The organism is Kineococcus sp. DHX-1, assembly GCF_042473625.1.
GTDB lineage: Bacteria > Actinomycetota > Actinomycetes > Actinomycetales > Kineococcaceae > Kineococcus.
Window position 1 is genome coordinate 4,740,632 of sequence record NZ_CP170445.1, and the last position, 24,602, is coordinate 4,765,233.

The window sequence follows — 24,602 nt, forward strand, 5'->3', positions numbered from 1 at the left end:
CTGACGGGACGCCGCCCGCGCTGCAGAGTGAAGGACGTGAAGAACGTCCTCGTCTCCACCGGACCGGTCAGCGTCGCCGACGTCGTCGCCGTCGCCCGCCACGGTGCCCTCGTCGAGCTCGACCCCGCGGCCCTCGACGCCGTGGAGGAGTCCCGCGCCCGCATCGAGGCCCTGGCCGACGACGTCGAACCCCACTACGGCATCTCCACCGGTTTCGGGGCCCTGGCCACCAAGCACATCCCCACCGACCAGCGCACCGCGTTGCAGCGCAGCCTCGTCCGCTCGCACGCCGCCGGTTCGGGTGGGGAGGTCGAGACGGAGGTCGTGCGCGCGACGATGCTGCTGCGCCTGTCCACGCTCATGACCGGCCGCACCGGCGTCCGCGCCCGTACCGCCCGCGCCTACGCCGACCTGCTCAACGCCCACCTCACGCCCGTCGTCACCGAGTACGGCTCGCTCGGCTGCTCCGGCGACCTCGCGCCGCTCGCCCACTGCGCGCTCGCCGTCATGGGGGAGGGTCAGGTCCGCACCCGCGACGGGGAACTCCTCGACACCGCCGACGCCCTCGCCGCCGCCGGCCTGGAACCCGTCGTCCTGGCCGAGAAGGAGGGCCTGGCCCTCATCAACGGCACCGACGGGATGCTCGGCCAGCTCGCCCTCGCGCTCGACACCCTCGACGTCCTGTTCGCGACGGCCGACCTCGCCGCCGCGTTGTCCGTCGAGGCGCTCCTGGGCAGCGACGCGGTGTTCGCCGACGACCTGCAGCAGCTGCGGCCCCAGCTCGGCCAGCGCGTCGCCGCGGGGAACATCCGGCGGGCGCTCGCGGGTTCCCCGATCGTCGCCAGCCACCAGGGCCCGGAGTGCACGCGCGTCCAGGACGCCTACTCGCTGCGCTGCGCCCCCCAAGTCCACGGCGCCGGCCGCGACACCGCCGCGCACGCCCGCGCCGTCGCCGAACGGGAACTCGCCGCGGCCGTCGACAACCCCGTCGTCACGCTCGACGGCCGGGTGGAGTCGAACGGGAACTTCCACGGCGCCCCCGTCGCCTACGTGCTGGACTTCCTCGCCATCGCGGTCGCCGACCTCGCCAGCATCTCCGAGCGCCGCACCGACCGGTTCCTGGACAAGGCCCGCAACCAGGGCCTGCCGCCGTTCCTCGCGCACGACGCCGGGGTCGACTCCGGGATGATGATCGCGCAGTACACCGCGGCCGGGATCGTGTCGGAGCTCAAGCGCCTCGCCGTCCCCGCGAGCGTCGACTCGATCCCGAGTTCGGCCATGCAGGAGGACCACGTGTCGATGGGCTGGGCGGGCGCGCGGAAGCTGCGCCGGGCCCTGGACGGCCTGACCCGCGTCCTCGCGATCGAGGTCATGACGGCCACCCGCGCCCTCGACCTGCGCGGTCCCCTCGAACCCGCGCCCGTCACGGGAGAACTCCTGCGCCTCGTCCGCACCGTCGTCGAGGGCCCCGGCCCCGACCGGTTCCTCGCCCCCGAGATCGAGGCCGTCACGGGCCTCGTCGCCTCGGGCCGGCTCGTGTCCGCCGCCCGCTCCGTCACCGAGATCGACTGAGGAGAACCGCATGTCCGCGAACACCCACGGGCCGCGTCCCGTCCGCGCCCACCGCGGGAACGAGCTCCACACGAAGAGCTGGCAGACGGAGGCCCCGCTGCGGATGCTCATGAACAACCTCGACCCCGAGGTCGCCGAACGTCCCGACGACCTCGTCGTCTACGGCGGGACCGGCAAGGCCGCCCGGTCGTGGGAGGCGTACGACGCCATCGTCCGCACGCTGGAGACCCTCGAGGACGACGAGACCCTCCTCGTCCAGTCCGGCAAACCGGTCGGGGTGTTCCGCACCCACGCCTGGGCCCCGCGCGTCCTCATCGCGAACTCCAACCTCGTCGGGGACTGGGCCACCTGGCCGGAGTTCCGCCGCCTCGAGGCCCTGGGCTTGACGATGTACGGCCAGATGACCGCCGGGTCGTGGATCTACATCGGCACCCAGGGGATCCTGCAGGGCACGTACGAGACGTTCGCCGCCGTCGCGGACAAGTCCTTCGGCGGAACCCTCGCCGGCACCATCACCCTGACCGGCGGGGCCGGCGGGATGGGTGGCGCGCAGCCGCTCGCCGTCACCCTCAACGAGGGCGCCGTCCTCGTCGTCGACGTCGACCGCGCCCGGTTGCAGCGCCGCGTCGACCACGGCTACCTCGACGAACTGGCCGACGACCTCGACGACGGCCTGGCCCGCGTCGTCGCCGCCCGTGACGCCCGCCGCCCGCTCTCCGTCGGCGTCGTCGGGAACGCCGCGACGGTGTTCACCGAACTCCTCGACCGCGGCGCCCCCATCGACGTCGTGACCGACCAGACGTCAGCGCACGACCCGCTGAGCTACCTGCCCGAGGACGTCACGGTCGAGGAGTGGCACGAGCTGGCGGCCAAGGACCCCGAGGAGTTCACCCGCCGCTCCCGCGAGGCGATGGCCAAGCAGGTCAAGGCCATGGTCGAGTTCAAGGACCGCGGCGCCGAGGTGTTCGACTACGGCAACTCCATCCGCGAGGAGGCCCGCCTCGGCGGCTACGACCGCGCGTTCGAGTTCCCCGGGTTCGTGCCGGCCTACATCCGCCCGCAGTTCGCCGAGGGGCGTGGCCCGTTCCGCTGGGCCGCGCTGTCCGGCGACCCCGCGGACATCGCCCGCACCGACCGCGCCATCCTCGAACTGTTCCCCGACGACGAGAAGCTGCGCCGCTGGATCACCGCGGCCGGCGAGAAGGTCAACTTCGAGGGGCTTCCCGCCCGCATCTGCTGGCTGGGCTACAAGGAACGCCACCTCGCGGGCCTGAAGTTCAACGAGCTCGTCGCGAACGGCGAGATCTCCGCACCGATCGTCATCGGCCGCGACCACCTCGACTCCGGGTCGGTGGCCTCCCCGTACCGGGAGACCGAGGCCATGGCCGACGGTTCCGACGCGATCGCCGACTGGCCGCTGCTGAACGCCCTGCTCAACACGGCGTCCGGGGCGACGTGGGTGTCCCTGCACCACGGCGGTGGCGTCGGCATCGGCCGCTCGATCCACGCCGGTCAGGTCACCGTCGCCGACGGCACCCCGCTCGCCGCCGAGAAGATCGAGCGCGTCCTCACGAACGACCCCGGCACCGGGGTCATGCGGCACGTCGACGCCGGGTACGACCGCGCGGCCGAGGTGGCCCGCGAACGCGGTCTGCGCGTCCCGATGTGGGAACAGTGACCTTCCACGCCGACGTCGCCTGGATCGACGGCGCCGTCGTCCGGGACGTGCGGATCGAGGTGGCCGCCGGTCGGATCACGGCGGTCACCCCGGGCACGAGCGCGGAACCGGGCGACGAGGTCCTCCCGGGCCTGGTGCTCCCCGGGTTCGCGAACGCGCACTCGCACGCGTTCCACCGCGCCCTGCGCGGCCGCACCCACGGGAACGGCGGGACGTTCTGGACCTGGCGGACCGCGATGTACGAGCTCGCGGGTCGCCTCGAGCCCGACTCCTACCGGGAGCTGGCGACGGCCGCGTTCACCGAGATGGTGCTCGCGGGCTGGACCGCGGTCGGGGAGTTCCACTACCTGCACCACCGTCCCGACGGCACGCCGTACGAGGACCCGAACGCGATGGCCCTCGCCCTGCGCGACGCGGCGCGGACGGCGGGGATCCGTCTCGTCCTGCTCGACGCGTTGTACCTGACCTCGGCGCCGGGGGAACCCGTCCTCCCCGAGCAGCGCCGGTTCTCCGACGGCGACGTCCGGGCCTGGGCACGGCGCGTCCGGCAGCTCCCGTCCGACGAGTTCTTCCGCGTCGGGGTGGCGGCGCACTCGGTGCGCGCCGTCGCCCCGGCGGACCTGTCGAAGGTGGCCGAGACGGCGTGGGACCTCGGCGCGCCCGTCCACGTCCACCTGTCAGAACAGCCCGCCGAGAACGAGGCCTGCCGCCGGGCCTACGGCTGCACCCCGACCGAACTCCTCGACCGCGCCGGGGCCCTCAGCCCCGCGCTGTCCGTCGTCCACGCGAACCACGTCACCGACGCCGACGTCGCCCTCCTCGGGGCGCGGCAGGCCTCGGTCGTGGCGTGCCCGACGACGGAGGCCGACCTCGGCGACGGGGTGGGGCGCGCCCGGGCCCTCGCCGACGCCGGGGCCGTGCTGGCCCTCGGCACCGACCAGCACGCGGTCGTCGACCCGTTCGCCGAGACCCGCGGACTCGAGGCGGCCGCCCGGCTCGGCTCGCTGCGGCGCGGGGTGTTCGACCCCGCCGACCTCGTCGCCGCGCTCACGGCTGGCGGCCACCGCAGCCTCGGCCTGGAGGGCGGGACGATCGCCGTCGGACAGCCCGCCGACCTCGTCGCCGTCCGCACCGGGTCCGTCCGGACGGCCGGTTCCGACCCCGCCCAGCTCGCGATGACGGCGACGGCCCAGGACGTGACGCACGTCGTCGTGGCGGGCGAGGTCCGCGTCCGACAGGGTGAGCACACGGCGGTGGGGGAGGACCGCGTCGCCGACGTCCTGCGGAGGTTCGCGTGAGCACGCTCTACACCGGCATCGCCGAGCTGACGACGAACGACCCCGAACGGGCCACGCCTCAGGACCCGCTGGGCCGGATCCACGACGCGGCGCTCGTCGTCGAGGACGGTCTCGTCGCCTGGACGGGGCCCGCGAGCGCCGCGCCGGAGGCCGACGAGCGCATCGGGGTCTGCGGCCGCGCCGTGCTGCCCGGCTGGGTGGACTCGCACTCCCACCTCGTCTTCGCCGGCGACCGCACGGACGAGTTCGAGGCGCGGATGGCGGGCCTGCCCTACGCCGCCGGGGGCATCGCGACCACCGTCGCCGCCACCCGGTCCGCGACGGACGAGGAGCTGCGCCGCAGCCTGCGCCGCCACGTCGCCGAGGCCCGCGCGCAGGGGACGACGACACTGGAGACGAAGACCGGGTACGGCCTCACGCCTGCCGAGGAACTGCGCGCGGCCCTGCTGGCCGCCGAGTTCACCGACGAGGTGACGTGGCTCGGGGCCCACATCGTGGCCCCCGGTGAGGAACCCGCCGACTACCTCGCCGAACTCGTCGGCCCGCAGCTGCAGGCCGTGCGCGACCACGTGCGCTGGGCCGACGTGTTCTGCGAGACGGGCGCCTTCGACGAGGAGCAGGCCCGGACCGTCCTGCTCGCCGCGCGCGACGCGGGCCTCGGGCTGCGCGTCCACGGCAACCAGCTCGGCCAGGGGCCGGGCGTGCGGCTGGCCGTGGAGGTCGGTGCCGCCAGCGTCGACCACTGCAACCACCTGTCCGACGCCGACGTCGACGCGCTGGCGGGGTCGGACACGGTCGCCACCGTCCTGCCGGCCTGCGACCTGTCGACCCGCCAGCCGCTCGCCCCCGCCCGTCGGCTCCTCGACGCCGGCGCGACCGTCGCGATCGCCAGCAACTGCAACCCGGGTTCGAGCTACACGAGTTCCGTGGCGTTCTGCGTCGCGACGGCCGTCCTGCAGATGGGCCTGACCGTCGCCGAGGCCGTGCACGCCGCCACCGCCGGAGGGGCGCAGGCATTGCGCCGCATCGACGTCGGACGGCTCACCGTCGGCGCCCGCGCCGACCTGCACGTGCTCGACGCGCCGTCCGTCACCCACCTCGCCTACCGTCCCGGGATCCCGTTGACGCATTCCGTCCACTGAGCGGGTACCCCTGCGCCATGCTGCGACCGTGACGGTCTTCGACGCCCCCGAGCTCGTCCTGCGCGAGCAGGGTCGGGTGTTCTCGACCCGCCACCACTACGAGGTGCTGGCGCCGGACGGGACCGCGCTCGCGGAGGTCGCGGAGGAGCAGCGCCACGGCTTCCTGGGGATCGTCACGTCCTCGCGCCACGTCGTCGTCGCGGGCGGTGCGCCGTTGCTGTTCGTGGAGCGGCCTGCCCGGTGGGGGCAGCGCCTGGAGTTCCACGCCGTCCGGCCCGACGGCAGTCCCCTCGGCCAAGTCCGGCAGGAGAACTCCTGGGGGGCGCCGCGCCTGGAGATCGCGACCCTCGACGGGTTCCTGGCCCGGATGACCGGCGGCGCGTGGGGCAGTCGGGAGTGGATGGTCACCCTGCACGCCGACCCGCGTGCCACCAGCCTGCGCAAGGAGGGCGACCTCCTCGCCGGGGTCCACCGCCGCCGTCGGGCGTTCGACCGCGTCCTCGTCGACGCCGACGAGTTCGTGCTGAGCACCGACCCGACCCTGGGGCCGGACCTGCGGGCCCTCCTGCTCGTCGCGGTGGTCGCCCTGGACGGGGTGCGCGACCAGCAGAAGCGGTCGGCGGGCTGACGTGGTGCGCCGTCGACTCCGCCGCCGTTCCCACCGCCGCCGCGACAAGGCGCTCGAGGTCGCCGAGGGCGCAGGCGACCTCCTGGACCTGGGGTCCCTGGTCTGGGCCGTCGTGAAGATCCCCTTCAAGGTCCTCAAGGCAGTCTTCGACGTCTTGAACTAGGACGGCAGGTCCACGGGGGACCCGTCTGCGTGCTGGTCGGGGTTCTGGCGCCGGTACTCCTCCAGCGTCAGGCCGTGGCGTTCGGCACTCGCGCGGTCCTCGTCGTCAGCGAACCTGTTCCAGTCGTCGACGACGCGCTGCGTCAGCTTCGGCAGTTCCACGCAGAGGAAGATCCCACTGGTCATCCCCGACGGAGGAACGCAGGGCGCTTCGGTGGCGTAGGTCGAGGGGTCGAAGCAGGTGGTCGACACGGTGCTGATGCCCGCCTCGAGCTGCGACTCCTGCAGGACGCACGTGCGGGTGGGCATGGACGTCGCGAGCGGGCCGCTGCGCGACCAGTCGTCGTCGGGCCCGCGTCCTGCGGCGCGGTCGTGGCCGGACCCGTCGGAGCGGAGGTCGGCGCAACGCCGGCCGCAGGTGGCGAGTGGCTCCCACAGGCCGCGAGGGTGAGGACGAGGGCTCCGAGGGGCAGGACGAGCACGGGACGCACCCGCCGACCCTGCCAGCAGGAACCTCCTGACCGGCGCGAACGCGGCCCGCTCACCCGTCCGGCCCGGCACCCCGCGGGTGGGAGGATCGGGAGGTGACGACCGCTCCCGCCTTCGGCCTCCTCCTCGACGTCGACGGCCCGATCGCCAGCCCCGTGACCCGCTCGATCAGCGCCCCCGGCCTGCTCGACAGCCTCCTGGAACTGCTCGCCGCGGGGATCCCGGTCGTCTTCAACACCGGCCGCTCCGACGCGTTCCTGCGTGAGCAGGTGATCGGCCCCGTCCTCGCCGCCGGCCTGCCCGCCGCCGCCCGGCTGCACGCGGTGTGCGAGAAGGGCGCGGTGACGTTCAGCGTCACCGCCGACGGCGTGGGCCCCGTGGAGGTCGACGAGACCGTCGTCGTCCCGCGCGACGCCGCCGTCCGGCTGGAAGCGCTGGCGCGCACCGACTTCGCCGACCTCGTGTTCGTCGACGCGGGCAAGCGCGCCATGGTGTCGATCGAGCAGCGCCTCGAGGTCGACTCCGCGACCTACCTCGCCCGCCAGCCCGAGTACGAGAAGGCCGCGCTGGAGGTCTTCGCCGACCTCGACCTCGGCGTCACCTGGAAGGGCGCCACGATGCCCGACGCGCGCGGGGGCGTGGACTGGCGGATCGACCCGACGATCATCTCCACCGACATCGAGTCCGTCCTGCTCGGCAAGGACCGCGGCGCCGAGATGGCGCTGCGGATGCTCGCGCAGGACGGCGAGCTGCCGACCGCCTGGCGCACCGTCGGGGACTCCCGCACCGACTACGCCATGGCCGACTGGCTGCACGCCCAGGGCCACGACGTCGTGCACGTCGACGTCCGCCCCGCCGACGGCGTCCCCACGACCCCGTACCCCGTCTTCGAACCCCGCCACACCGTCCACGACGAGGCCGGCGCGGCCTGGCTCGCCCGCCTCGCCGCCGTGGTGCGCGGGGAGGCGGCGGACGACCGGGACTTCGACGTCTGACCGACTGCGTCTCACAGCCAGGTCGGCCTGACTAGAGGGGTGGACTGGGCGACACGCCAGGGTTCTTGGTGGTCGCGAGATGGTCACGCATACTGCCCAGCATGGTTTTGCGCGTCGACACTCAGTATGAAGACTTGCTGCGACATGTCCTAGCCACCGGCACCGCGAAGTCGGATCGAACCGGAACCGGGACCCACAGCGTCTTCGGCCACCAGATGCGCTATGACCTATCTAAGGGTTTTCCTCTCGTCACGACCAAGCGGGTGCACTTCAAGTCGATCGCGCTGGAGCTGCTCTGGTTCCTGCGTGGGGATAGCAATGTCGCATGGTTGCAAGAGCGAGGCGTCTCGATCTGGGACGAGTGGGCAGACGGTCAGGGCGAACTTGGCCCCGTCTATGGCGTTCAATGGCGCTCGTGGCCGACCCCGGACGGGGAGCACATTGACCAGATTTCAGAGGTTCTCAAGAATATTCGACGCAATCCCGACTCGCGCAGGCTGATTGTCTCCGCCTGGAACGTTGCGGATCTTGGGAAGATGGCCTTAGCTCCTTGTCACGTGCTCTTCCAATTCTACGTGGCCGATGGAAAGCTGTCCTGCCAGCTCTACCAGAGGTCGGCTGACCTCTTCCTGGGTGTTCCATTCAACATCGCGAGTTATGCGCTGCTCGCGATGCTCGTGGCAGACGAGACGGGTCTGAACTACGGGGACTTGGTTTGGACCGGGGGAGACTGTCATATCTATGACAATCACAAGGATCAGGTGAACGAGCTTCTCTCCCGGTCGCCTCGACCCTTCCCGAGCTTGACTATTGAGAGCAAGCCCTTCTTTCAGCATGAGCTGGATGATTTTCGGCTTGAAGGGTATGAACCCCACCCAACGATCAAGGCCCCCGTGGCCGTCTGATGGCCGTCCGGTGATCGGTCTCGTCTGGGCGCAGTCCCGGAACGGCGTCATCGGGGTGGACGGCCGCATCCCGTGGCGCATCCCCGAGGACATGGCGCACTTCTCCGCGCTCACCACGGGGACCACCGTCGTCATGGGCCGTGCGACCTGGGAGTCGCTCCCGCCCCGCTTCCGTCCGCTGCCGGAGCGTCGCAACGTCGTCCTGTCCCGCACCGCCGGGTACGACGCCCCCGGCGCGGAGGTCGTCGCCGACCTCGACGTCGCGCTGGGCCTCGGGACGGACGTCTGGGTCGCCGGCGGGCAGGCCGTCTACGCGGCGGCGCTCGCCTGCGCCGACGTCCTCGTCGTCACCGAGGTGGACCTCGACGTGGCCGGTGACACCCGGGCGCCCGTCGTGGGTGAGCCCTGGCGCGCGGTCGAGACGGGGGAGTGGCGGACCTCGTCGGCCGGGCCCCGCTTCCGCGTGGTGACGTGGCGCCGCGCGGACCGGCCGGACGGGGCGAACCACTAGCGCGGCAGTCGGTTCCGTGCCACCGTGAGGCATCGAGCCCCCGCTGGGGCTCCCGGCCGAAGGAGGCAGTCGTGGTGACGCTCTTCCTCTCGTTCGCAGTGATCGTCCTCGTGTGTTCCCTGGTGGGCCACCTGTGCTCACGGTCGCGGCCCGGCAGCGTCAAGCTCGGCCCCAAGCCGGCGAAGCGGCACCGCTCGGACATCAGCTGGCCCGGCGTCCTCGGCGGGGACGCCGGGGGTGACACCGGCGGCTACGTGAACCTGCCCGACACCCACCACCACTCCGGCTGGGGCCACTCCCACAGCCACTCGCACGACTCCGGCGGCGGTTGGGGCTGGGGCGGCGACTCCGGCGGCGGCTTCGGGGGCGACTCCGGCGGTGGTGGGGGCGGCGGCGACTGACCGCCGCAGCGTCACCCGGACGCGCGGAAGAGGTGCGCGTCCGGTGTGGTTGCCCCCACCGTGAAGGTGGAGATCTGGTCCGACGTCGTCTGCCCGTGGTGCTACATCGGCAAGCGCCGGTTCGAGAGCGCGCTGCGCGACTTCGAGCACGCCGACGACGTCGAGGTGGTGTGGCGGTCCTTCGAGCTCGACCCCACGACGGAGACGGTGCACGAGAAGGCGGACGGTCCCAGCGACGCCCACCTGCGCCGGCTGTCGACGAAGTTCGGGCAGCCCGTCGAGCAGGTGGCGCCGATGGTCGCCCACGTCGACGCGATGGCCGCGGCCGAGGGCCTGGACTTCCACCAGGACATCTCGGTCCCCGCCAACACCGTCAAGGCGCACCAGTTGCTGCACCTCGCGGCCGAGCGCGGGGTCCAGGGCGACGTCAAGGAGCGCCTCCTGCGGGCGAACTTCACCGAGGGTGAGCCGGTCGGCGACGACGAGACCCTCGTGCGCCTCGTGGCCGAGGCCGGGCTGGACGCCGACGAGGCGCGGGCCGTCCTCGCCGAGGACCGCTACCTGGCCGCCGTCCGCGCCGACGTGGCCGAGGCCCGCGCGCTCGGCGCCCGCGGGGTCCCGTTCTTCGTCATCGACCGCACCTACGGCATCTCAGGCGCCCAGCCCACCGAGCAGTTCGCCCAGGTGCTGCGCCAGGCGTGGGCCGAGAGCCACCCGCTCACGCACGTCGGGGACGCCACTGCCGACGCCTGCGGCCCGGACGGCTGCGCCATCTGACGTCCCCTCTCCCTGAGGAACGTTGTCCGGCGCCCTAGCTGTACTCAGCCGGCACGTTGGTGACAGGTAGTCGAGTGATCGGGGCCTGACGTCCCAGAGCGTGGTGGGGTCTGGTGGTGTTGTACCGCACCAGCCACGGTGCCAGCGCGTCAGCGCGGGCGTCGTTGCTGGTGAACACCTGCCGGTAGGCCCACTCCGTGCCCAGGGTTCGGTTGAACCGCTCCACCTTGCCGTTAGTCCAGGGGCAGTGCGGGCGGATGAACTTCTGCCTGGCCCCGACTGCAGCGACCGCGGCGCCGAAGGCCAGGGAGCGGCGGTAGGAGAAGGCGTTGTCGGTCATGACCCGCTGAATGTGGGTGATGCCGGCCGCCGCGAACGCTGCGGCGGCGCGGGTGAAGAACGCCGCGCAGGTCTCGCCCCGTTCATCGGGGAGGATCTCGGCGTAGGCGTAGCGGGAGTGGTCATCGATGCAGGCGTGGACGTAGTCGAAGCCGATTCCTCGCCCGCGAACCTCTTCGCTGCGGCCGTGGGCCCGCCAGCCTCCGCCGTCGGGGATGCGCCCGAGCTTCTTGACGTCCACGTGCACGAGGGATCCGGGCTCGGTGTGCTCGTAGCGGTGTTCGCTGCGGCGGGTGGCTCGGATCTGTTCACCGGTCAGTGGGTCCAACGCGACCAGCGGGAGCATGTGGTGCCGTTGCAGGATCCGGCTGACGGTTCGGGCCGGGACACCGGTCTGGTCACTGATGGCGTCGGGGCCCACGCGCAGTTGGGCGCGAGTTCGCAGGACGCGCGCTTCGGTGACCGGGTCGGTGCGGGTGGGCTGGGTATGGGGGCGGCTGGAGCGGTCGGCCAGGCCGGCTGCGCCTTCGGTGCGGTAGCGGGCGACCCAGCGGTGGGCGCATTGGCGGGAGACGCCGAGCTCCTTGGCGACGTGGGCGACCGGGCGGTGATCGTCGATGACGCGGCGGGCCAGCAGTAGGCGCCCGTGCGGGGTCAGGCGGGCGTTAGCGTGGGACACGAAGGCCTCCGGGGTCTTGATGGATGGCGTCAGAGACCTCCACCAAGCCACCGGGGGCCTTCCCCGTTCAATCAGCCACGCCGCGTGTCACCAACGTCATGGCTGAGTACACCTAGCGCCGGACAACGTTCACCAAGAGGGGCCCCTCAGGAGACGTCGACCCCGAAGTCCTGCGCGATCCCGAGCAGCCCCGACGCGTACCCCTGCCCGACGGCGCGGAACTTCCACTCCCCGCTGTGGCGGTAGACCTCGCCGAAGACCATCGCCGTCTCGGTCGAGGCGTCCTCGGACAGGTCGTACCGGACGACCTCGCTGCCGTCGACGCGGTTGACGAGCCGGATGAACGCGTTGACGACCTGCCCGAAGCTCTGCCGGCGCGCCTCGGCGTCGTGGATGGACACCGCGAAGACGATCTTGTCGACGTTCGCGGGGACGCTGCGCAGGTCGATCTCGATGCTCTCGTCGTCGCCGTCACCCTCACCGGTGCGGTTGTCGCCGGTGTGCCGGACGGTCCCGTCGGGGCTGGTCAGCTGGTTGTAGAAGACGAAGTGCCCGTCGGACAGGACCTTGCCGTTCGTCCCGAGCATCAGCGCGCTGGCGTCGAGGTCGAAGTCCAGACCCGTCGTCGTGCGCACGTCCCAGCCCAGGCCCACGAGCGCCTCGTCGAGGTTCGGGGCCACCTTGGCCAGCGAGACGTTTCCACCCTTGGCGAGAGTCACACCCATGCCCGAAACCTACCTGGGCGGGCTGGACGTCGCCTGAGCGGCAGCCGGGGACACGAGCCGCTCGACGAGCAGTTCGACGAGCACCTCCACCGACGGCGCGGGCAGCCCGAAGAGGGCGCGGAAGTAGATCGGCGCGACGAGGTGGTCCAGGACGCGGGTGGCCGTCGGCGGCTCCTCCCCGCGGTCCTGGGCGGCCGCCAGGATGCTCTCGGCCTGGGTGCTGCGACCGACGAGGCAGGCGGAGCAGGCCGACTCGAACCCTTCCGGTGCACCGGGATCGGCGGGTCCGACGGCGACCGCGGCCCGCAGCAGGGCCAGCTCCTCGGGGCGGCCGGCCTCCTCCACGAGCGCTGTCCCCCACGCGACCAGGTCCCCGCGCAGCGACCCCGTGTCGGGGACCGCGGAGCTGGTGCCGAAGCGGACGAGCGCGGTGTCGGCGAGCAGTCCGGCCACGTCGCCCCAGCGCCGGTAGACGCTCGTCGCGTTGACGCCGGCCCGCGCTGCGACCTGCGGGACGGTCAGCGGATCGCCCTCGGCGAGCAGTTCCACGACGGCCCGGTGGACGGCGGCCGTCACCTTCGCGCTGCGCCCACCGGGGCGCGTCATCGCCGGCGTCATGACCCCATCTTAACGCAAACGGTGTTGCGTTAGACGGGGACCCCGAGTAGTTTCCTCGAGACACCTCCCCCACGTCAGGAGCGCACGTGTCCCGCACCGCGACCAGTTCCCGCACGGGTTTCGTCCTGGTCACCCTCACGCTCGGCCTGCTCGTCGCCGCCAGTTCGGCCCCGTCCCCGGTCTTCCCCGTCTACCAGGAGCTCTGGGGCGTCGGCCCGGCCGCCGTCACCGTCGTCTTCGCGGTCTACGCCGCCGTCCTGCTCGTCGCGCTGCTCACCGTCGGTTCGCTGTCGGACCACCTCGGGCGTCGGCCCGTGGTGCTCGCGGCCCTCGTCGGCGTCATCGCCTCGATGCTCGTCTTCTCCCAGGCGTCCGACGTCGTGACGCTCGTCGCCGGTCGTGCGCTGCAGGGCTTCTCGACGGGGACGGCGATCGGCGCTCTCGGGGCCTGGCTCCTCGACCTGGCCGGCCCGACCCGCACCCCGCTGGCCCAGCTCGTCAACGGCGCGGCCCCGCCGGCCGGGCTCATGGCCGGCGGTCTCGGCGCCGGGGTGCTCGTGCAGTTCGGTCCCGCGCCCACCGAGCTCACGTACCTCGTCCTCGCCGGCCTGCTGCTCCTGGCGCTCGCCGCGGTCGCGCTCACCCCCGACGTCGTCGGCCGCGCGCCCGGCGCCCTGCGCTCGTTGCGACCCGTCGTCCAGCTCCCCGCGTCCTCGCGCCGCGCCTTCACCGCTCACCTGCCCGGCTTCCTCGGCAGCTGGGGCCTCGGGGGTCTGTGTCTCGGGCTCGGGCCCTCCGTGGTCGCCGGCGTCTTCGGGCTCCGCAACCACGTCGTGGGCGGTCTCGTCGTCGCCTCCGTCGCCGGTGTCGGCGCCGTGACGGGCGTCCTCACCCGTCACCAGGACCCCCGCCGCGTGATGACCCTCGGCATGGCCGGCCTCGTCGCCGGCCCGCTCGTCCTGGTCCTCGGCCTGACCCTGCTGTCCGTGCCGGTCTTCTTCGCCGGCGCCCTGCTGTCCGGCGTCGGCTTCGGCGCCGGCTTCCAGGGGGCCCTGCGCGGCGTCCTCGGCACGGCCCCAGCCCACGAGCGCGCCGGCGTCCTGGCCGCCGTGTACGTCGTCAGCTACCTGGCCTTCGGCCTGCCGGCGGTCATCGCGGGCTTCCTCGCCCCGCACGTGGGACTGCGACCGGTCGTCGACGGGTACGTCGCGCTCGTCGTCGTGGCCGGTGTGGCCGGTCTGATCGCGAGCGTCCGCGCCGGCCGCCGCACGCCGCGCCACTCCGCGGCCGTTCCCGGTCAGCTGCGCCGCACGCCCGAGGCGTGCCCCCTGCAGGAGCGCGCCTGACCTACGGCTGCGAGCGGTGCAGCACCAACGCGGCACCCGAGGCGACGAGGACACCCACCACCGGCCACAGGACCCAGGCCGGTGGGGGCGTGCCGTCGAAGAACGAGGGCGTCAGCAGCACCAGCACCGCGCCGGACAGGGCGGTGGCGACGACGAGGAGAGCGGTGACGGTCGATCGCTGCACCCCCGCCACGCTAGGGGCCCGGTCAAGGGCGACGCGGCCCCTGCCGATCACCACGGCATGACCCTCCGCCCCGGTCAGCGCGTCGCCTTCAGCGGCCACTTCCTGTCCGCCCGCACCGACCTCGAAGCCCGCGCGCGCCGGGCCGGGCTGCGCGTCGACGACGTCGTCACAGAGAGCACCGACGTCCTCGTCGCCAACGACGCGGGGTCCGGCGAGCCCGCCGTCCGCGCCGCGCTGGTCCACGGCGTCCGGCTCCTCGACGAGTACACGTTCGAGGAGCACGTCTCCCTGGTCGCCTGACCGGTGGTGTGACACACCGGAAACACCCTGGGAATGCGCAGGTGATCCGGATCTGGTTGCCTTCCCCGGTCCACTCCGTCGACGACGACGGCGACGACCGAGGAGAGGAAGCTGCATGTCAGTCGACGACCGGGGGAGCGGAGCGGGGCAGGCGACCGCCCAGCGCGACTTCTCCCACGAGGACGGCGGGCTCCACAAGAGCCTGAAGAACCGCCAGCTCCAGATGATCGCCATCGGCGGGGCGATCGGCACGGGCCTCTTCCTCGGCGCCGGCGGGCGCCTGGCCAACGCGGGACCCGGGCTCTTCATCGTCTACGGGATCTGCGGCTTCTTCGTCTTCCTCATGCTGCGCGCCCTCGGCGAGCTCGTCCTGCACCGGCCCTCGTCCGGCTCCTTCGTCTCCTACGCCCGCGAGTTCTACGGCGAGAAGGCCGCCTTCGTGGCGGGCTGGATGTACTGGTTCAACTGGGCGATGACGGCCATCGTGGACATCACGGCCATCGCGCTCTACCTGCACTACTGGAGCGCGTTCAGCGCGGCCCCGCAGTGGCTGCTGGCGCTCGCCGCCCTCGTCGTGGTCCTGGGCCTCAACCTCGTCTCGGTGAAGATCTTCGGCGAGATGGAGTTCTGGTTCGCGCTCATCAAGGTCGTCGCCCTGACGGCCTTCCTGCTCATCGGGATCGTCTTCCTCGCCGGCCGCTTCCCGATCGAGGGCAAGCCGACCGGTTTCAGCGTCATCAGCGACAACGGCGGCTGGTTCCCCACGGGGGCCGTCCCGCTCGTGGTCGTCATCTCCGGCGTCGTCTTCGCCTACGCGGCCGTCGAGCTCGTCGGGACCGCCGCCGGGGAGACCGAGAACCCCGAGAAGATCATGCCGCGGGCGATCAACACGGTGATCATCCGCATCGTCGTCTTCTACTGCGGTTCGCTCGTCCTGCTGGCCCTGCTCTTGCCGTACACGGCGTTCAGCAAGAACGAGAGCCCCTTCGTCACCTTCTTCTCCAAGCTCGGCGTCCCCGGGGCCGGTGACGTCATGAACTTCGTCGTGCTCACGTCGGCCCTGTCGAGCTTGAACGCCGGGCTCTACTCCACCGGCCGCATCGTCCGGTCCATGGCGATGAACGGCTCGGCCCCCAAGTTCGCGGCCAAGCTCAACAAGGGCGGTGTGCCCTTCGGCGGCATCGCCATCACCGGGGTCGTCGCCGTCCTCGGCGTCGTCCTCAACTACCTCGCGCCCGGCCGGGCCTTCGAGATCGTCCTCAACGCCTCCGCGCTCGGCATCATCGCCAGCTGGGGGACGATCGTGCTCTGCCAGATGCGGCTGCACGCCTGGTCGAAGAAGGGGATCGTCGAGCGCCCGCACTACCGCCTCTTCGGCGCCCCGTTCACGGGCTACCTCGTCCTGGCCTTCCTCGTCGCGGTGCTCGGGATCATGGCCTACGACCCCGACAGCCGTCCCACGGTCCTGGCCCTCGTGGTGATCGTCCCGCTGCTGGTGCTCGGCTGGTTCGCCGTCCGCAAGCGGGTCCTGGCCGCCGCCGAGGAGCGCATGGGCTACACCGGCGAGTTCCCCGTCAAGGCGGACCGCCGCCCGCGCGACTAGACCGGTACCGGTACCGGGTCCGCAATCCGGCAGGACGTCGTCGCCCCCTTCGCCCTAGGGTGGAGGGGACGGCGGCGTCCTGCCGCGTCGAGCCCCGCCCGGCGCTGTGCGAGGCACCCCGCGACTGCCCCCGAGGACCTCCCGCGCATGTCCGCGCTCCAGACCGCGCCCACCACCCGCCGCCCCTCGACCATCGGCCTCGTCGTCCTGCTCGGCGCCATGGCCGCCCTCGGCGCCGTGACCATCGACCTCTACCTGCCGTCGCTGCCGGAAGTCGCCGAGGACCTCGGCACGACCCACGCACGCACCCAGCTGACGATCACCGGCGTCCTCGTGGGCTCCGCGTTCGGCCAGCTCGTCGTCGGCCCGCTCTCGGACGCCTTCGGCCGCCGCCGGCCCGCGATGGTCGGCTTCGGCGTCTACGTCGTCGCCAGCGCCCTGTGCGCGATCGCCCCGAACCTGCCCACGCTCGTCGCGTTCCGCGTCCTGTCCGGTGTCGGCGCCTCGGCCGGGGCCGTCATCGGGATGGCCGTCATCCGCGACCTGTTCACCGGGCCGGCCGCCGCACGCCTGCAGTCCCGGCTCGTGCTCGTCATCGGCGTCGCCCCGCTCTTCGCCCCCACGGTCGGGGGGTTCATCGCGAACCACACGGGGTGGCGGCCGGTCCTGGGTCTGCTCGTCCTCGCCGGCGTCGGCGTCCTCATCGCCGTCTGGCGCTCGCTGCCGGAGACGCGCCGCGAGCTGTGCGACTCCGCCGTCCAGGCCCGCGCCGAGGTCGAGGCCGCCCCGATCGTCCCCGAGCGCGCGCGCCGCGTCCTGCGGACCTTCGCCGGGTACCGCGAGCTCGTCCGCGACCGGCGCTTCCTCGCCCTCGCGGCCATGCCGGGCCTCGCGCTGGCGACGATCATGTCCTACGTCTCGACGTCGGTCTTCGTCCTGCAGGACGGCTTCGGCCTCACCGGGACGGGCTTCGCCGTCTTCTTCGCCCTCAACGGGACGGCGCTCATCGGGGGCACCCAGCTCAACGCCGCCCTCGTCGAGCGCTTCGGCTCGCCCCGCCTGCTGCGGGTCGGCGTGGCCGGTGCGGCCGTCTTCGGCGTGGCCCTGACGGTGTCCCTGCTGTCCGGTACCGACCGTCTCGTGCTCTTCGCCGCCCCGCTGTACCTCCTGCTGCTGAGCCTGGGCCTGATCATGCCCAACGCCGTCGTGCTCGCCCTGGAGCCCTACGGCGACAGCGCGGGGGCGGCCGCCGCCCTCGTCACGGCCCTGCAGTCCGGGGTGGGCGGGCTCGTCGGCGTCCTCGTCGGCCTGCTCGGCGGTGACGCGCGCGCCATGGCGTTCGTCGTCCTCGGGGCCGTCGTGATCAACGTCGCCCTCCTGCTCTCGGTGTGGCCCAGGATCCGTCCTACTGTGAGGTCATGACCTCGATCACGGACGCCCAGCCCGCGGGCAGCGACGTCGACCCGTCGGTCCGCCCCCAGGACGACCTCTTCCGGCACGTCAACGGCCGCTGGCTCGCGACGACGGAGATCCCGGACGACCGCGCCGTCGACGGGGCCTTCATCCGCCTGCGCGACCAGTCCGAGGCCGAGTGCCGGACCATCGTCGAGTCCGCCGCCGAGGCCGCGGCCACCGGCGAGGCCGCGCCCGGCACGGTCCGCCAGAAGATCGGCGACCTGTTCGCCAGCTTCATGGACACCGACCGCATCGAGGCCCTCGGCGCGACCCCCCTCGACCCCGAGCTCGCCGCCGTCGACGCCGTCACCGACCACGCGGGCCTCGTCCGCCAGCTCGGCGCCTTCGAGCGCTCCGGCGTCGGTGGTCCCTTCGCCTACTGGGTCGACACCGACAACGCCAAGTCCGACGAGTACGTCGTCTACCTCACCCAGTCCGGCCTCGGGCTGCCCGACGAGTCGTACTACCGCGAGGAGCAGTACGCGCCGATCCGCGAGGCCTACCGCGGCCACGTCGAGCGCATCCTCACCCTCGGGCACCGTCCCGACCCGGCCGGTGCGGCGCAGCGCATCCTCGACCTCGAGACGGCGCTCGCGGCCCACCACTGGGACCGCGTGAAGAACCGCGATGCGAACGCCACGTACAACAAGGTGGACCGCGCGGGTCTTGAGGCGCTGCTGCCCGGGATCGACCTGGCGGCCTGGCTCGACGCCGCGGAGCTGCCGGACTCCGCCTTCGCCCACGTCGTCGTCCGCCAGCCCAGCTACCTCACGGGCATGGCCGAGGTGCTGCTGGCGACGCCGGTGGAGACGTGGAAGGACTGGCTCGGCTGGCGCGTCCTGCACCAGGCCGCCGCGTTCCTGTCCCAGGACTTCGTCGAGGAGAACTTCGCGTTCTACGGCACGACGCTGACCGGCGCGCCCCAGCTGCGCGAGCGCTGGAAGCGCGGGGTCGGCCTGGTCGAGGGCACCCTCGGGGAGGCCCTCGGCGAGCTGTACGTCGCGGAGCACTTCCCGCCGGCGGCCAAGGCGCGCATGCAGGAGCTCGTCGCCAACCTCGTCGAGGCGTACCGGCAGGACATCGAGGCCCTCGACTGGATGACGCGGGAGACGAAGGACCGCGCGCTGGAGAAGTTGGGCCAGTTCACGCCCAAGATCGGCCACCCCGACCGCTGGCGGGACTACTCCGCGCTGACGGTCGACCGGACGGACCTGCTCGGCAACGTGCGTCGCGCCTTCGCGTTCGAGGTGGACCGCGAGCTCGCCAAGCTCGGTGGCCCCGTCGACCGCAGCGAGTGGTTCATGACCCCGCAGACGGTCAACGCCTACTACAACCCGGGCATGAACGAGATCGTCTTCCCCGCGGCGATCCTGCGACCCCCGTTCTTCTCCCTCGACGCCGACGACGCCGAGAACTACGGCGGCATCGGGGCGGTCATCGGCCACGAGATCGGCCACGGCTTCGACGACCAGGGCTCGAAGTACGACGGGCTGGGCAACCTCAACGACTGGTGGACCGACGCCGACCGCACCGAGTTCGGCCAGCGCACCCAGGCCCTCGTCGACCAGTACGACGCCCTCGAACCGCCGGAGACGCCGGGCAAGAAGGTCAACGGGTCGCTCACCGTCGGCGAGAACATCGGCGACCTCGGCGGGCTGACGATCGCGCACAAGGCGTACGAGATCGCCCTCGGCGGCGAGGAGGCCCCGGTCGTCGACGGCCTGACGGGCAGCCAGCGCCTGTTCTTCGGCTGGGCCAAGGTGTGGTGCGGCAAGGTCCGTCCCGCCGAGGTCGAGCGCCGGCTCGCAATCGACCCGCACTCCCCGCCGGAGTTCCGGTGCAACGCGGTCGTGCGCAACCTCGTCGAGTTCCACGACGCGTTCGGCACGCAGCCCGGTGACGGGCTGTGGCTCGACCCGGCCGACCGCGTCCGGATCTGGTGACCCGCTAGTCCGCGAGCGCGACCTGGTCGCGGCCGCCGCCCTTGGCCTCGTACAGGGCGCGGTCGGCCGCGAGCAGGAGCTCGTCGGGGGTCGTCCCGTGGGCCGGGGCGGTCGCGACGCCGGCGCTGATCGTGATGCGCAGCGACTCGATCCCCACCCGCACGCCCGCGCAGGCCGCCCGCAGCTCCTCCGCGCGGACCCGCGCGGCATCGGTGTCGAGGTGGGGCAGGAGGACGACGAACTCCTCACCGCCGTAGCGGACGACGTCCTCGGGGCGCGCGTGCGCGCCGAGCGCCCGGGCCACCTCGACGAGCACGTCGTCGCCCACGGCGTGGCCGTGCGCGTCGTTGATGGACTTGAAGTGGTCGACGTCGAGCAGCACGAGGGAGAGCGGGTGCCCCGCCTCCGCGGCGGTCGTCAGCCGCGCGGTGAGGTCGTCGACGAACCGGCGCCGGTTCCGCAGTCCCGTCAGCGGGTCGCGGGAGGCTTCCTCGGCCAGGTCGGCCTGCAGCCGTTCGATCGTGGCGACCTGGGCGCGGAGCCGGTCGTTGGCCCGCTCCAGCGCCTCCGCGGCCCGGAACCGGTCCGTGACGTCCCGGGCGACGACGACGCGCCCCAGCGGGTGCCCGTGGTCGTCGCGGATCCAGCGGGTGCGGACGTCGAGGTGCCCGCCGCGGGAGAGCCGCACGACGGTCTCGCCCTCGCCGGCGGCGACGGCCTCGGCCACGACGGCCTCCACGAGGTGGGCGAAGGGCCGGCCGACGACGGTGTCGCGCAGCCCGGCCTCCGTGCCCAGGAGGGCCGTCCCGGCGGGGTTGACGTCCACGAGCCGCTCGCGCGCGTCGACGACGAAGACGGCGTCGGTGACGGTCTCGACGACGAGCGAGCGCGCGACCGGGACGAGTCGCAGCAGGTCCTGCTGCAGCACCGCGTACGCGAAGAGGACGCCGGTGACGGCGAAGGCGAGGGGCGTGATGTCGACGGCCACCGCGACGCCCGGCAGCACGACGGCGAGGTTGCACAGGAAGGGGACGAGGATGGCGACGAGCATCGTCGTGGCCTGCCGCCGTTGCAGTCCCCGGCTGCCGCGGCGCAGCGTCCAGATCGTCGAGGCGGCCGTGAGGATGACGGCGTAGCTGTAGAACGCGTTGACCCAGAAGAGCGGTCCGGCGGTCACGACCCGTCGGACGGGATCGCCGACGTGCTCGACGGTCGCGTGGAACAGGTGCAGGTGGGGGTCCAGGGCCAGGACGACCAGGAGCAGGGCGGGCTCGACGCTGAAGGCCAGCACGCGCCGCGGTCGCAGGCTGCGACCGCTGACGGCGTCCACGAACAGCCGCAGCGAGAGCACGCAACCCCCGACCCCGAGGAACTGCGGGAAGACCGTGAGGTCCAGCCACCGGGCCGGCAGGTCCGCGTTCTGGAGCACGACGGAGACGCCCCACAGGCTGACGGAAGCCAGCGCCGCGGTCAGGGGGAGCGCGGCGGGCGTCTCGCGCCGGCGACGGAACGTCAGGACACCCGTCGTCATCGTGATCGCCACGGCCACGGCGATGAGCTGCGCGAGCGGTGCCACCGACGCCATCGACGTCCTCAACCCCCGGTCCCAGGCCGGCCGCGGTGGCCGTTGCCTCCAGCCTGACATCGACGTCCGACGGACGGGGGGACATGGGCCGACCGGGCGTCCCCGGACCGGCCCCGCCGCCCTCGCACCGTCACCGTCCGGGCGGGCTCGGGGGCAGCCGCGGGTGCAGCAGGTGCGCGACGAGGGCGGTCCAGCCCGTCTGGTGCGTGGCGCCCAGGCCCTCGCCGGTGTCGCCGTCGAAGTACTCGTTGAAGGTGATGTGGTCGCGCCACAGCGGGTCGTCGCTGGCCTCGATGCGCTGCCCGTCCGCGGGCCGGCGCCCGTCCACCGGTCGGAAGAGGTTGACGAGGCTGTCGTCGATGAGGTCTGCGGCCTGCACCAGGTTGATGCGGCGACCCGACCCCTTCGGCACCTCGATGGTGAGGTCGTCGCCGAAGAAGCGCCCGAGGGTCCGGAGCTTGTCGGCCAGCAGGACGTTGACGGGGAACCAGATCGGCCCGCGCCAGTTGGAGTTGCCGCCGAACATCCCGGTCCGGGACTCACCCGGCTCGTAGACCACCGAGGAGCTCTGGCCCTCGACCGACGTCCAGACCTCCTCCTTCACCGCCGCCGACAGCGAGCGAATGCCGTAGGCGGACAAGAACTGGTCGTGGTCGAACATGCGCTCGAGGATGCGCACCAGCCGGGGCCGGTCCACGAGCGAGAGCAGCATCCGCCGCCCCTCGGGCGTGGACCGCGTCAGCAGGGGGAGGGTCAGGTCGGGGCGCCGCTTCTGCAGCCACCGCAGCCTGGCCGTCAGGTCCGGGGTCTCCTCCGCGATCCAGGACGGGACGTCGGTGGACCCCAGGATCGGGAGCAGACCGACCATCGACGGCACCCGCATGGGCTCCGACGACCCGTCGGGGCGCAGGAGGACGTCGTAGTAGAAGCCGTCCTCCTCGTCCCACAGCGCCGCGTCGTGGGACCCGAACGAGTTCATCGCCTGCGCGATCGACAGGAAGTGCTCGAGGAACTTCGTCGCGGCGTCCTCCCAGGCGGGGTCGTGCCGGGACAGCTCGAGCGCGATCTTGAACATCTGCTGGCAGTAGAACGCCATCCAGCTCGTCGCGTCGGACTGCTCCAGCCGGTAGCCCGGGGGCAGCTCGGCGGAGCGGTCGAACAGGCCGATGTTGTCCATCCCGAGGAAGCCGCCCTCGAAGAGGTTCGACCCGCTGGAGTCCTTGCGGTTGACCCACCACGAGAAGTTGAGCAGCAGCTTGGTGAACACCCGGACCAGGAAGCCCTGGTCCCGGTAGCCGTCGAGCCGGTAGACGTGCCAGGCGGCCCACGCGTGCACGGGCGGGTTGACGTCGCCGAACGCCCACTCGTACGCCGGGAGCTGCCCGTTGGGGTGCATCGACCACTCACGGCACATGAGGACGAGCTGCTCCTTGGCGAACTCGGGGTCCACGTGCGCCAAGGGGATGGCGTGGAAGGCGAGGTCCCAGGCGGCGAACCAGGGGTACTCCCACTCGTCGGGCATGGAGATGACGTCAGCCAGCGACAGGTGGCTCCAGGTGACGTTGCGCGCCCCCCGGGCCTGGCGCGACTCCGGCGCCGGTTCGGTCTCGGGGTCCCCACCGAGCCACTGCCGCACGTCGTAGCGGTAGAGCTGCTTGGTCCACAGCAGACCGGCGTAGGCGCGACGCGCGAGGTGCCGGTCGGACTCCCCGAGGTCCCGGTGGATCACCGCGTCGTAGAACTCGTCGGCCTCCTCGCGGCGGTCGCGCAGCACGGCGTCGTAGCCGGGGCCGAAGGTGCCCTTGCCGGGCGCCTGGGGGGACAGCCGCAGCCGCACCTCGACGGTCTCCCCGGGCGCCACGGCGTCGAAGGAGTACCAGAACGCGGCCTTGGTGCCCTCCCGCCGCGGGTTCACCGCCGTCGTGTCGCCGTGGACGATGCGGCGGTCCACACCGTCCTTGGTGAAGGCGGTCGGGTTGGACGCGGCCCCGAACAGCTCGACGAGGTTGGACTCGTTCTCACAGAACAGCACCTCGGGCGAACCTTCGGCGCTGACGTGGTACCGGCCGAGGTGCCCGTGCTCGCACTCGACGGACTCCAGCCCACCCACCGCCAGCGTGGGCGGTACGAGCTGCGTCATGGTGCCGCGACGACGGTCCCAGCCCCACGCCCACGTGTTGCGGAACCACACCTGCGGGACCAGGTCAAGGGGCGCGGGGTCCGGGCCGTGGTTCGTCGCGGTCACGACCATGCAGAGGTCGTCCGGTCCGGCCTTGGCGTAGGTGACCTCCACGTCGAAGAAGCGGTTGTCGTCCAGGACGCCGGTGTCCCCGAGCTCGTACTCACGCTCCTCCCGCCCGCGCCGGGCGTTCTCGGTGCGCAGCTGCTCGTAGGGGAACTCCGCCTGCGGATAGCGGTAGAGCCACTTCATCCAGGAGTGGCTGGGCGTGCCGTCCAGGGCCCACCAGTACTCCTTGGCGTCCTCACCGTGGTTGCCCTCGCCGTTGGTGAGCCCGAACAGGCGCTCCTTGAGGAACGGATCCTTGCGGTTCCACAGCGCGACGCCGAGGTTGAGGAAGCCGAACCGGTCGCAGACGGCCCCCAGGCCGTCCTCACCCCAGCGGTAGGCGCGAGCGCGGGCCTGGTCGAAGGGGAAGGCGGACCAGGCGTCGCCTCCAGGCGTGTAGTCCTCACGCACCGTCCCCCACTGGCGGCCGGACACGTAGGGGCCCCACAGCCGCCACGGCCCGTCGGCGCCGGGCGATTCCGCCATCCGGGCGTGCTCGGCGCTGCGGTGCTCGGGTGCCGGCTCGGTGGGGTTGGTGGCCTCTGTCACCGCCCCAGTCTCCCAAGAGCAGCCCCGGCTCGCGTGGTGACGGACGTATCAGGGGAGATCCGTTGCGGCGCAGCAGGTCACCCCGTTCGGACGGAGGCGATTTGCCTCGTCGCCGCCTGGCCGTCTAATGTTCTTCATGTCGCCGCGAGCAACGGGGCGGACGCCGAGGGTCACAGCCCGAGGGGTTCGCACGAGGCCTGGTGGCGCCGGAAGGTCCTTGAGCGGGGCTAGGTTGAGGTTTGGCCTGGTTGTCGGTTAAGGTGGGAAAGTTGCCCCTCTTCCGCTGGCCCTCCTGATGGTGGGTTTGTCGGGGTGGGTGCGTCCGGTTCTTGAGAACTCAACAGTGCGCTAGAAATATGTTGATGCCATATGTATCAACCCCCAATCACCGCTGGGCCTGTGTGTCTGGTGGTGGGGGATTCCTTTGGGAT

23 protein-coding genes are annotated in these 24,602 nt (G+C 72.2%); 16 read left to right on the forward strand and 7 right to left on the reverse strand.

Annotation, left to right across the window (positions count from 1 at the left end):
- The first annotated feature begins 36 nt into the window (after positions 1–36).
- The 6 genes from hutH to ACFEMC_RS23045 are packed head-to-tail and all read left to right on the forward strand — an operon-like array spanning position 37 to position 6,481.
- Positions 37–1,572, forward strand: coding sequence for a histidine ammonia-lyase (gene hutH, locus ACFEMC_RS23020; RefSeq protein ID WP_380172272.1), 1,536 nt, complete (start codon positions 37–39; stop codon positions 1,570–1,572).
- Between the two features lie 10 nt (positions 1,573–1,582).
- Positions 1,583–3,250, forward strand: a complete 1,668-nt coding sequence (gene hutU, locus ACFEMC_RS23025) for a urocanate hydratase (protein WP_380172274.1) — start codon at positions 1,583–1,585, stop codon at positions 3,248–3,250.
- Positions 3,247–4,548, forward strand: a complete 1,302-nt coding sequence (locus tag ACFEMC_RS23030; RefSeq protein WP_380172276.1) for a formimidoylglutamate deiminase — start codon at positions 3,247–3,249, stop codon at positions 4,546–4,548. The genes hutU and ACFEMC_RS23030 overlap by 4 nt, the downstream gene beginning before the upstream one ends.
- Positions 4,545–5,690 (forward strand): imidazolonepropionase, encoded by a 1,146-nt coding sequence (gene hutI / locus ACFEMC_RS23035; protein ID WP_380172278.1) that lies wholly within the window; start codon positions 4,545–4,547, stop codon positions 5,688–5,690. The genes ACFEMC_RS23030 and hutI overlap by 4 nt, the downstream gene beginning before the upstream one ends.
- A gap of 28 nt (positions 5,691–5,718) precedes the next feature.
- Complete coding sequence (locus ACFEMC_RS23040) at positions 5,719–6,318, forward strand: hypothetical protein (RefSeq protein ID WP_380172280.1); 600 nt, start codon at positions 5,719–5,721, stop codon at positions 6,316–6,318.
- 4 nt (positions 6,319–6,322) lie between these two features.
- Entirely contained in the window at positions 6,323–6,481 is a 159-nt protein-coding gene (locus ACFEMC_RS23045; protein WP_380172282.1) for a hypothetical protein, read from the forward strand.
- Here the strand turns inward: ACFEMC_RS23045 and ACFEMC_RS23050 are convergent.
- The gene (locus ACFEMC_RS23050) at positions 6,478–6,789 is read right to left on the reverse strand and encodes a hypothetical protein (RefSeq protein ID WP_380172283.1); all 312 of its coding nucleotides are present in this window, start codon (positions 6,787–6,789) and stop codon (positions 6,478–6,480) included. The two genes, ACFEMC_RS23045 and ACFEMC_RS23050, sit on opposite strands and share 4 nt — an antisense overlap.
- A 275-nt stretch (positions 6,790–7,064) precedes the next feature.
- Here ACFEMC_RS23050 and ACFEMC_RS23055 point away from each other — a divergent pair, with 275 nt between their 5' ends.
- The 5 genes from ACFEMC_RS23055 to ACFEMC_RS23075 all read left to right on the forward strand — a co-directional run bounded on the left by ACFEMC_RS23055 (position 7,065) and on the right by ACFEMC_RS23075 (position 10,558).
- The gene (locus ACFEMC_RS23055; protein WP_380172285.1) at positions 7,065–7,964 is read left to right on the forward strand and encodes a hypothetical protein; all 900 of its coding nucleotides are present in this window, start codon (positions 7,065–7,067) and stop codon (positions 7,962–7,964) included.
- 101 nt (positions 7,965–8,065) lie between these two features.
- Positions 8,066–8,869 carry a thymidylate synthase gene (locus tag ACFEMC_RS23060; RefSeq protein ID WP_380172287.1) on the forward strand — a complete coding sequence of 268 codons (804 nt, stop codon included), beginning with the start codon at positions 8,066–8,068 and terminating at the stop codon, positions 8,867–8,869.
- A gap of 10 nt (positions 8,870–8,879) precedes the next feature.
- Positions 8,880–9,380 carry a dihydrofolate reductase gene (locus ACFEMC_RS23065; RefSeq protein ID WP_380172289.1) on the forward strand — a complete coding sequence of 167 codons (501 nt, stop codon included), beginning with the start codon at positions 8,880–8,882 and terminating at the stop codon, positions 9,378–9,380.
- A gap of 71 nt (positions 9,381–9,451) precedes the next feature.
- Positions 9,452–9,781: a hypothetical protein gene (locus ACFEMC_RS23070; RefSeq protein WP_380172291.1), complete on the forward strand. Its 330-nt coding sequence runs from the start codon at positions 9,452–9,454 to the stop codon at positions 9,779–9,781.
- Positions 9,782–9,826: 45 nt separating this feature from the next.
- Positions 9,827–10,558: a DsbA family protein gene (locus ACFEMC_RS23075; RefSeq protein ID WP_380172293.1), complete on the forward strand. Its 732-nt coding sequence runs from the start codon at positions 9,827–9,829 to the stop codon at positions 10,556–10,558.
- A 34-nt stretch (positions 10,559–10,592) separates the two neighbouring features.
- Here the strand turns inward: ACFEMC_RS23075 and ACFEMC_RS23080 are convergent, their stop codons facing one another.
- The 3 genes from ACFEMC_RS23080 to ACFEMC_RS23090 all read right to left on the reverse strand — a co-directional run bounded on the left by ACFEMC_RS23080 (position 10,593) and on the right by ACFEMC_RS23090 (position 12,919).
- Positions 10,593–11,576, reverse strand: a complete 984-nt coding sequence (locus ACFEMC_RS23080; RefSeq protein WP_380170681.1) for an IS481 family transposase — start codon at positions 11,574–11,576, stop codon at positions 10,593–10,595.
- A gap of 146 nt (positions 11,577–11,722) precedes the next feature.
- Positions 11,723–12,301 carry a TerD family protein gene (locus tag ACFEMC_RS23085; protein WP_380172295.1) on the reverse strand — a complete coding sequence of 193 codons (579 nt, stop codon included), beginning with the start codon at positions 12,299–12,301 and terminating at the stop codon, positions 11,723–11,725.
- Between the two features lie 9 nt (positions 12,302–12,310).
- The gene (locus tag ACFEMC_RS23090) at positions 12,311–12,919 is read right to left on the reverse strand and encodes a TetR/AcrR family transcriptional regulator C-terminal ligand-binding domain-containing protein (RefSeq protein ID WP_380172297.1); all 609 of its coding nucleotides are present in this window, start codon (positions 12,917–12,919) and stop codon (positions 12,311–12,313) included.
- 86 nt (positions 12,920–13,005) lie between these two features.
- Between ACFEMC_RS23090 and ACFEMC_RS23095 the strand changes: the two genes are divergently transcribed.
- A complete protein-coding gene (locus tag ACFEMC_RS23095; RefSeq protein WP_380172299.1) occupies positions 13,006–14,265 on the forward strand; it encodes an MFS transporter in 1,260 nt (419 codons plus the stop codon).
- Position 14,266: 1 nt separating this feature from the next.
- Here the strand turns inward: ACFEMC_RS23095 and ACFEMC_RS23100 are convergent, their stop codons facing one another.
- A complete protein-coding gene (locus ACFEMC_RS23100; RefSeq protein ID WP_380172301.1) occupies positions 14,267–14,449 on the reverse strand; it encodes a hypothetical protein in 183 nt (60 codons plus the stop codon).
- Between the two features lie 57 nt (positions 14,450–14,506).
- On the opposite strand from ACFEMC_RS23100, the gene ACFEMC_RS23105 reads away from it, so the two are divergent.
- The 4 genes from ACFEMC_RS23105 (at position 14,507) to ACFEMC_RS23120 (ending at position 19,750) form a co-directional block, all read left to right on the forward strand.
- Positions 14,507–14,749, forward strand: a complete 243-nt coding sequence (locus ACFEMC_RS23105; protein WP_380172303.1) for a hypothetical protein — start codon at positions 14,507–14,509, stop codon at positions 14,747–14,749.
- Between the two features lie 115 nt (positions 14,750–14,864).
- Complete coding sequence (locus ACFEMC_RS23110) at positions 14,865–16,352, forward strand: amino acid permease (protein ID WP_380172305.1); 1,488 nt, start codon at positions 14,865–14,867, stop codon at positions 16,350–16,352.
- A gap of 147 nt (positions 16,353–16,499) precedes the next feature.
- Entirely contained in the window at positions 16,500–17,774 is a 1,275-nt protein-coding gene (locus ACFEMC_RS23115; protein ID WP_380172307.1) for a multidrug effflux MFS transporter, read from the forward strand.
- Positions 17,771–19,750: a M13 family metallopeptidase gene (locus ACFEMC_RS23120; RefSeq protein WP_380172309.1), complete on the forward strand. Its 1,980-nt coding sequence runs from the start codon at positions 17,771–17,773 to the stop codon at positions 19,748–19,750. Before ACFEMC_RS23115 ends, ACFEMC_RS23120 begins: the two co-directional genes overlap by 4 nt.
- 4 nt (positions 19,751–19,754) lie before the next feature.
- Here ACFEMC_RS23120 and ACFEMC_RS23125 read toward each other — a convergent pair whose 3' ends face one another.
- Positions 19,755–21,335: a diguanylate cyclase gene (locus ACFEMC_RS23125; protein ID WP_380172311.1), complete on the reverse strand. Its 1,581-nt coding sequence runs from the start codon at positions 21,333–21,335 to the stop codon at positions 19,755–19,757.
- A gap of 130 nt (positions 21,336–21,465) precedes the next feature.
- Positions 21,466–24,108 carry a glucosidase gene (locus tag ACFEMC_RS23130; RefSeq protein ID WP_380176912.1) on the reverse strand — a complete coding sequence of 881 codons (2,643 nt, stop codon included), beginning with the start codon at positions 24,106–24,108 and terminating at the stop codon, positions 21,466–21,468.
- Positions 24,109–24,602 lie beyond the last annotated feature (494 nt).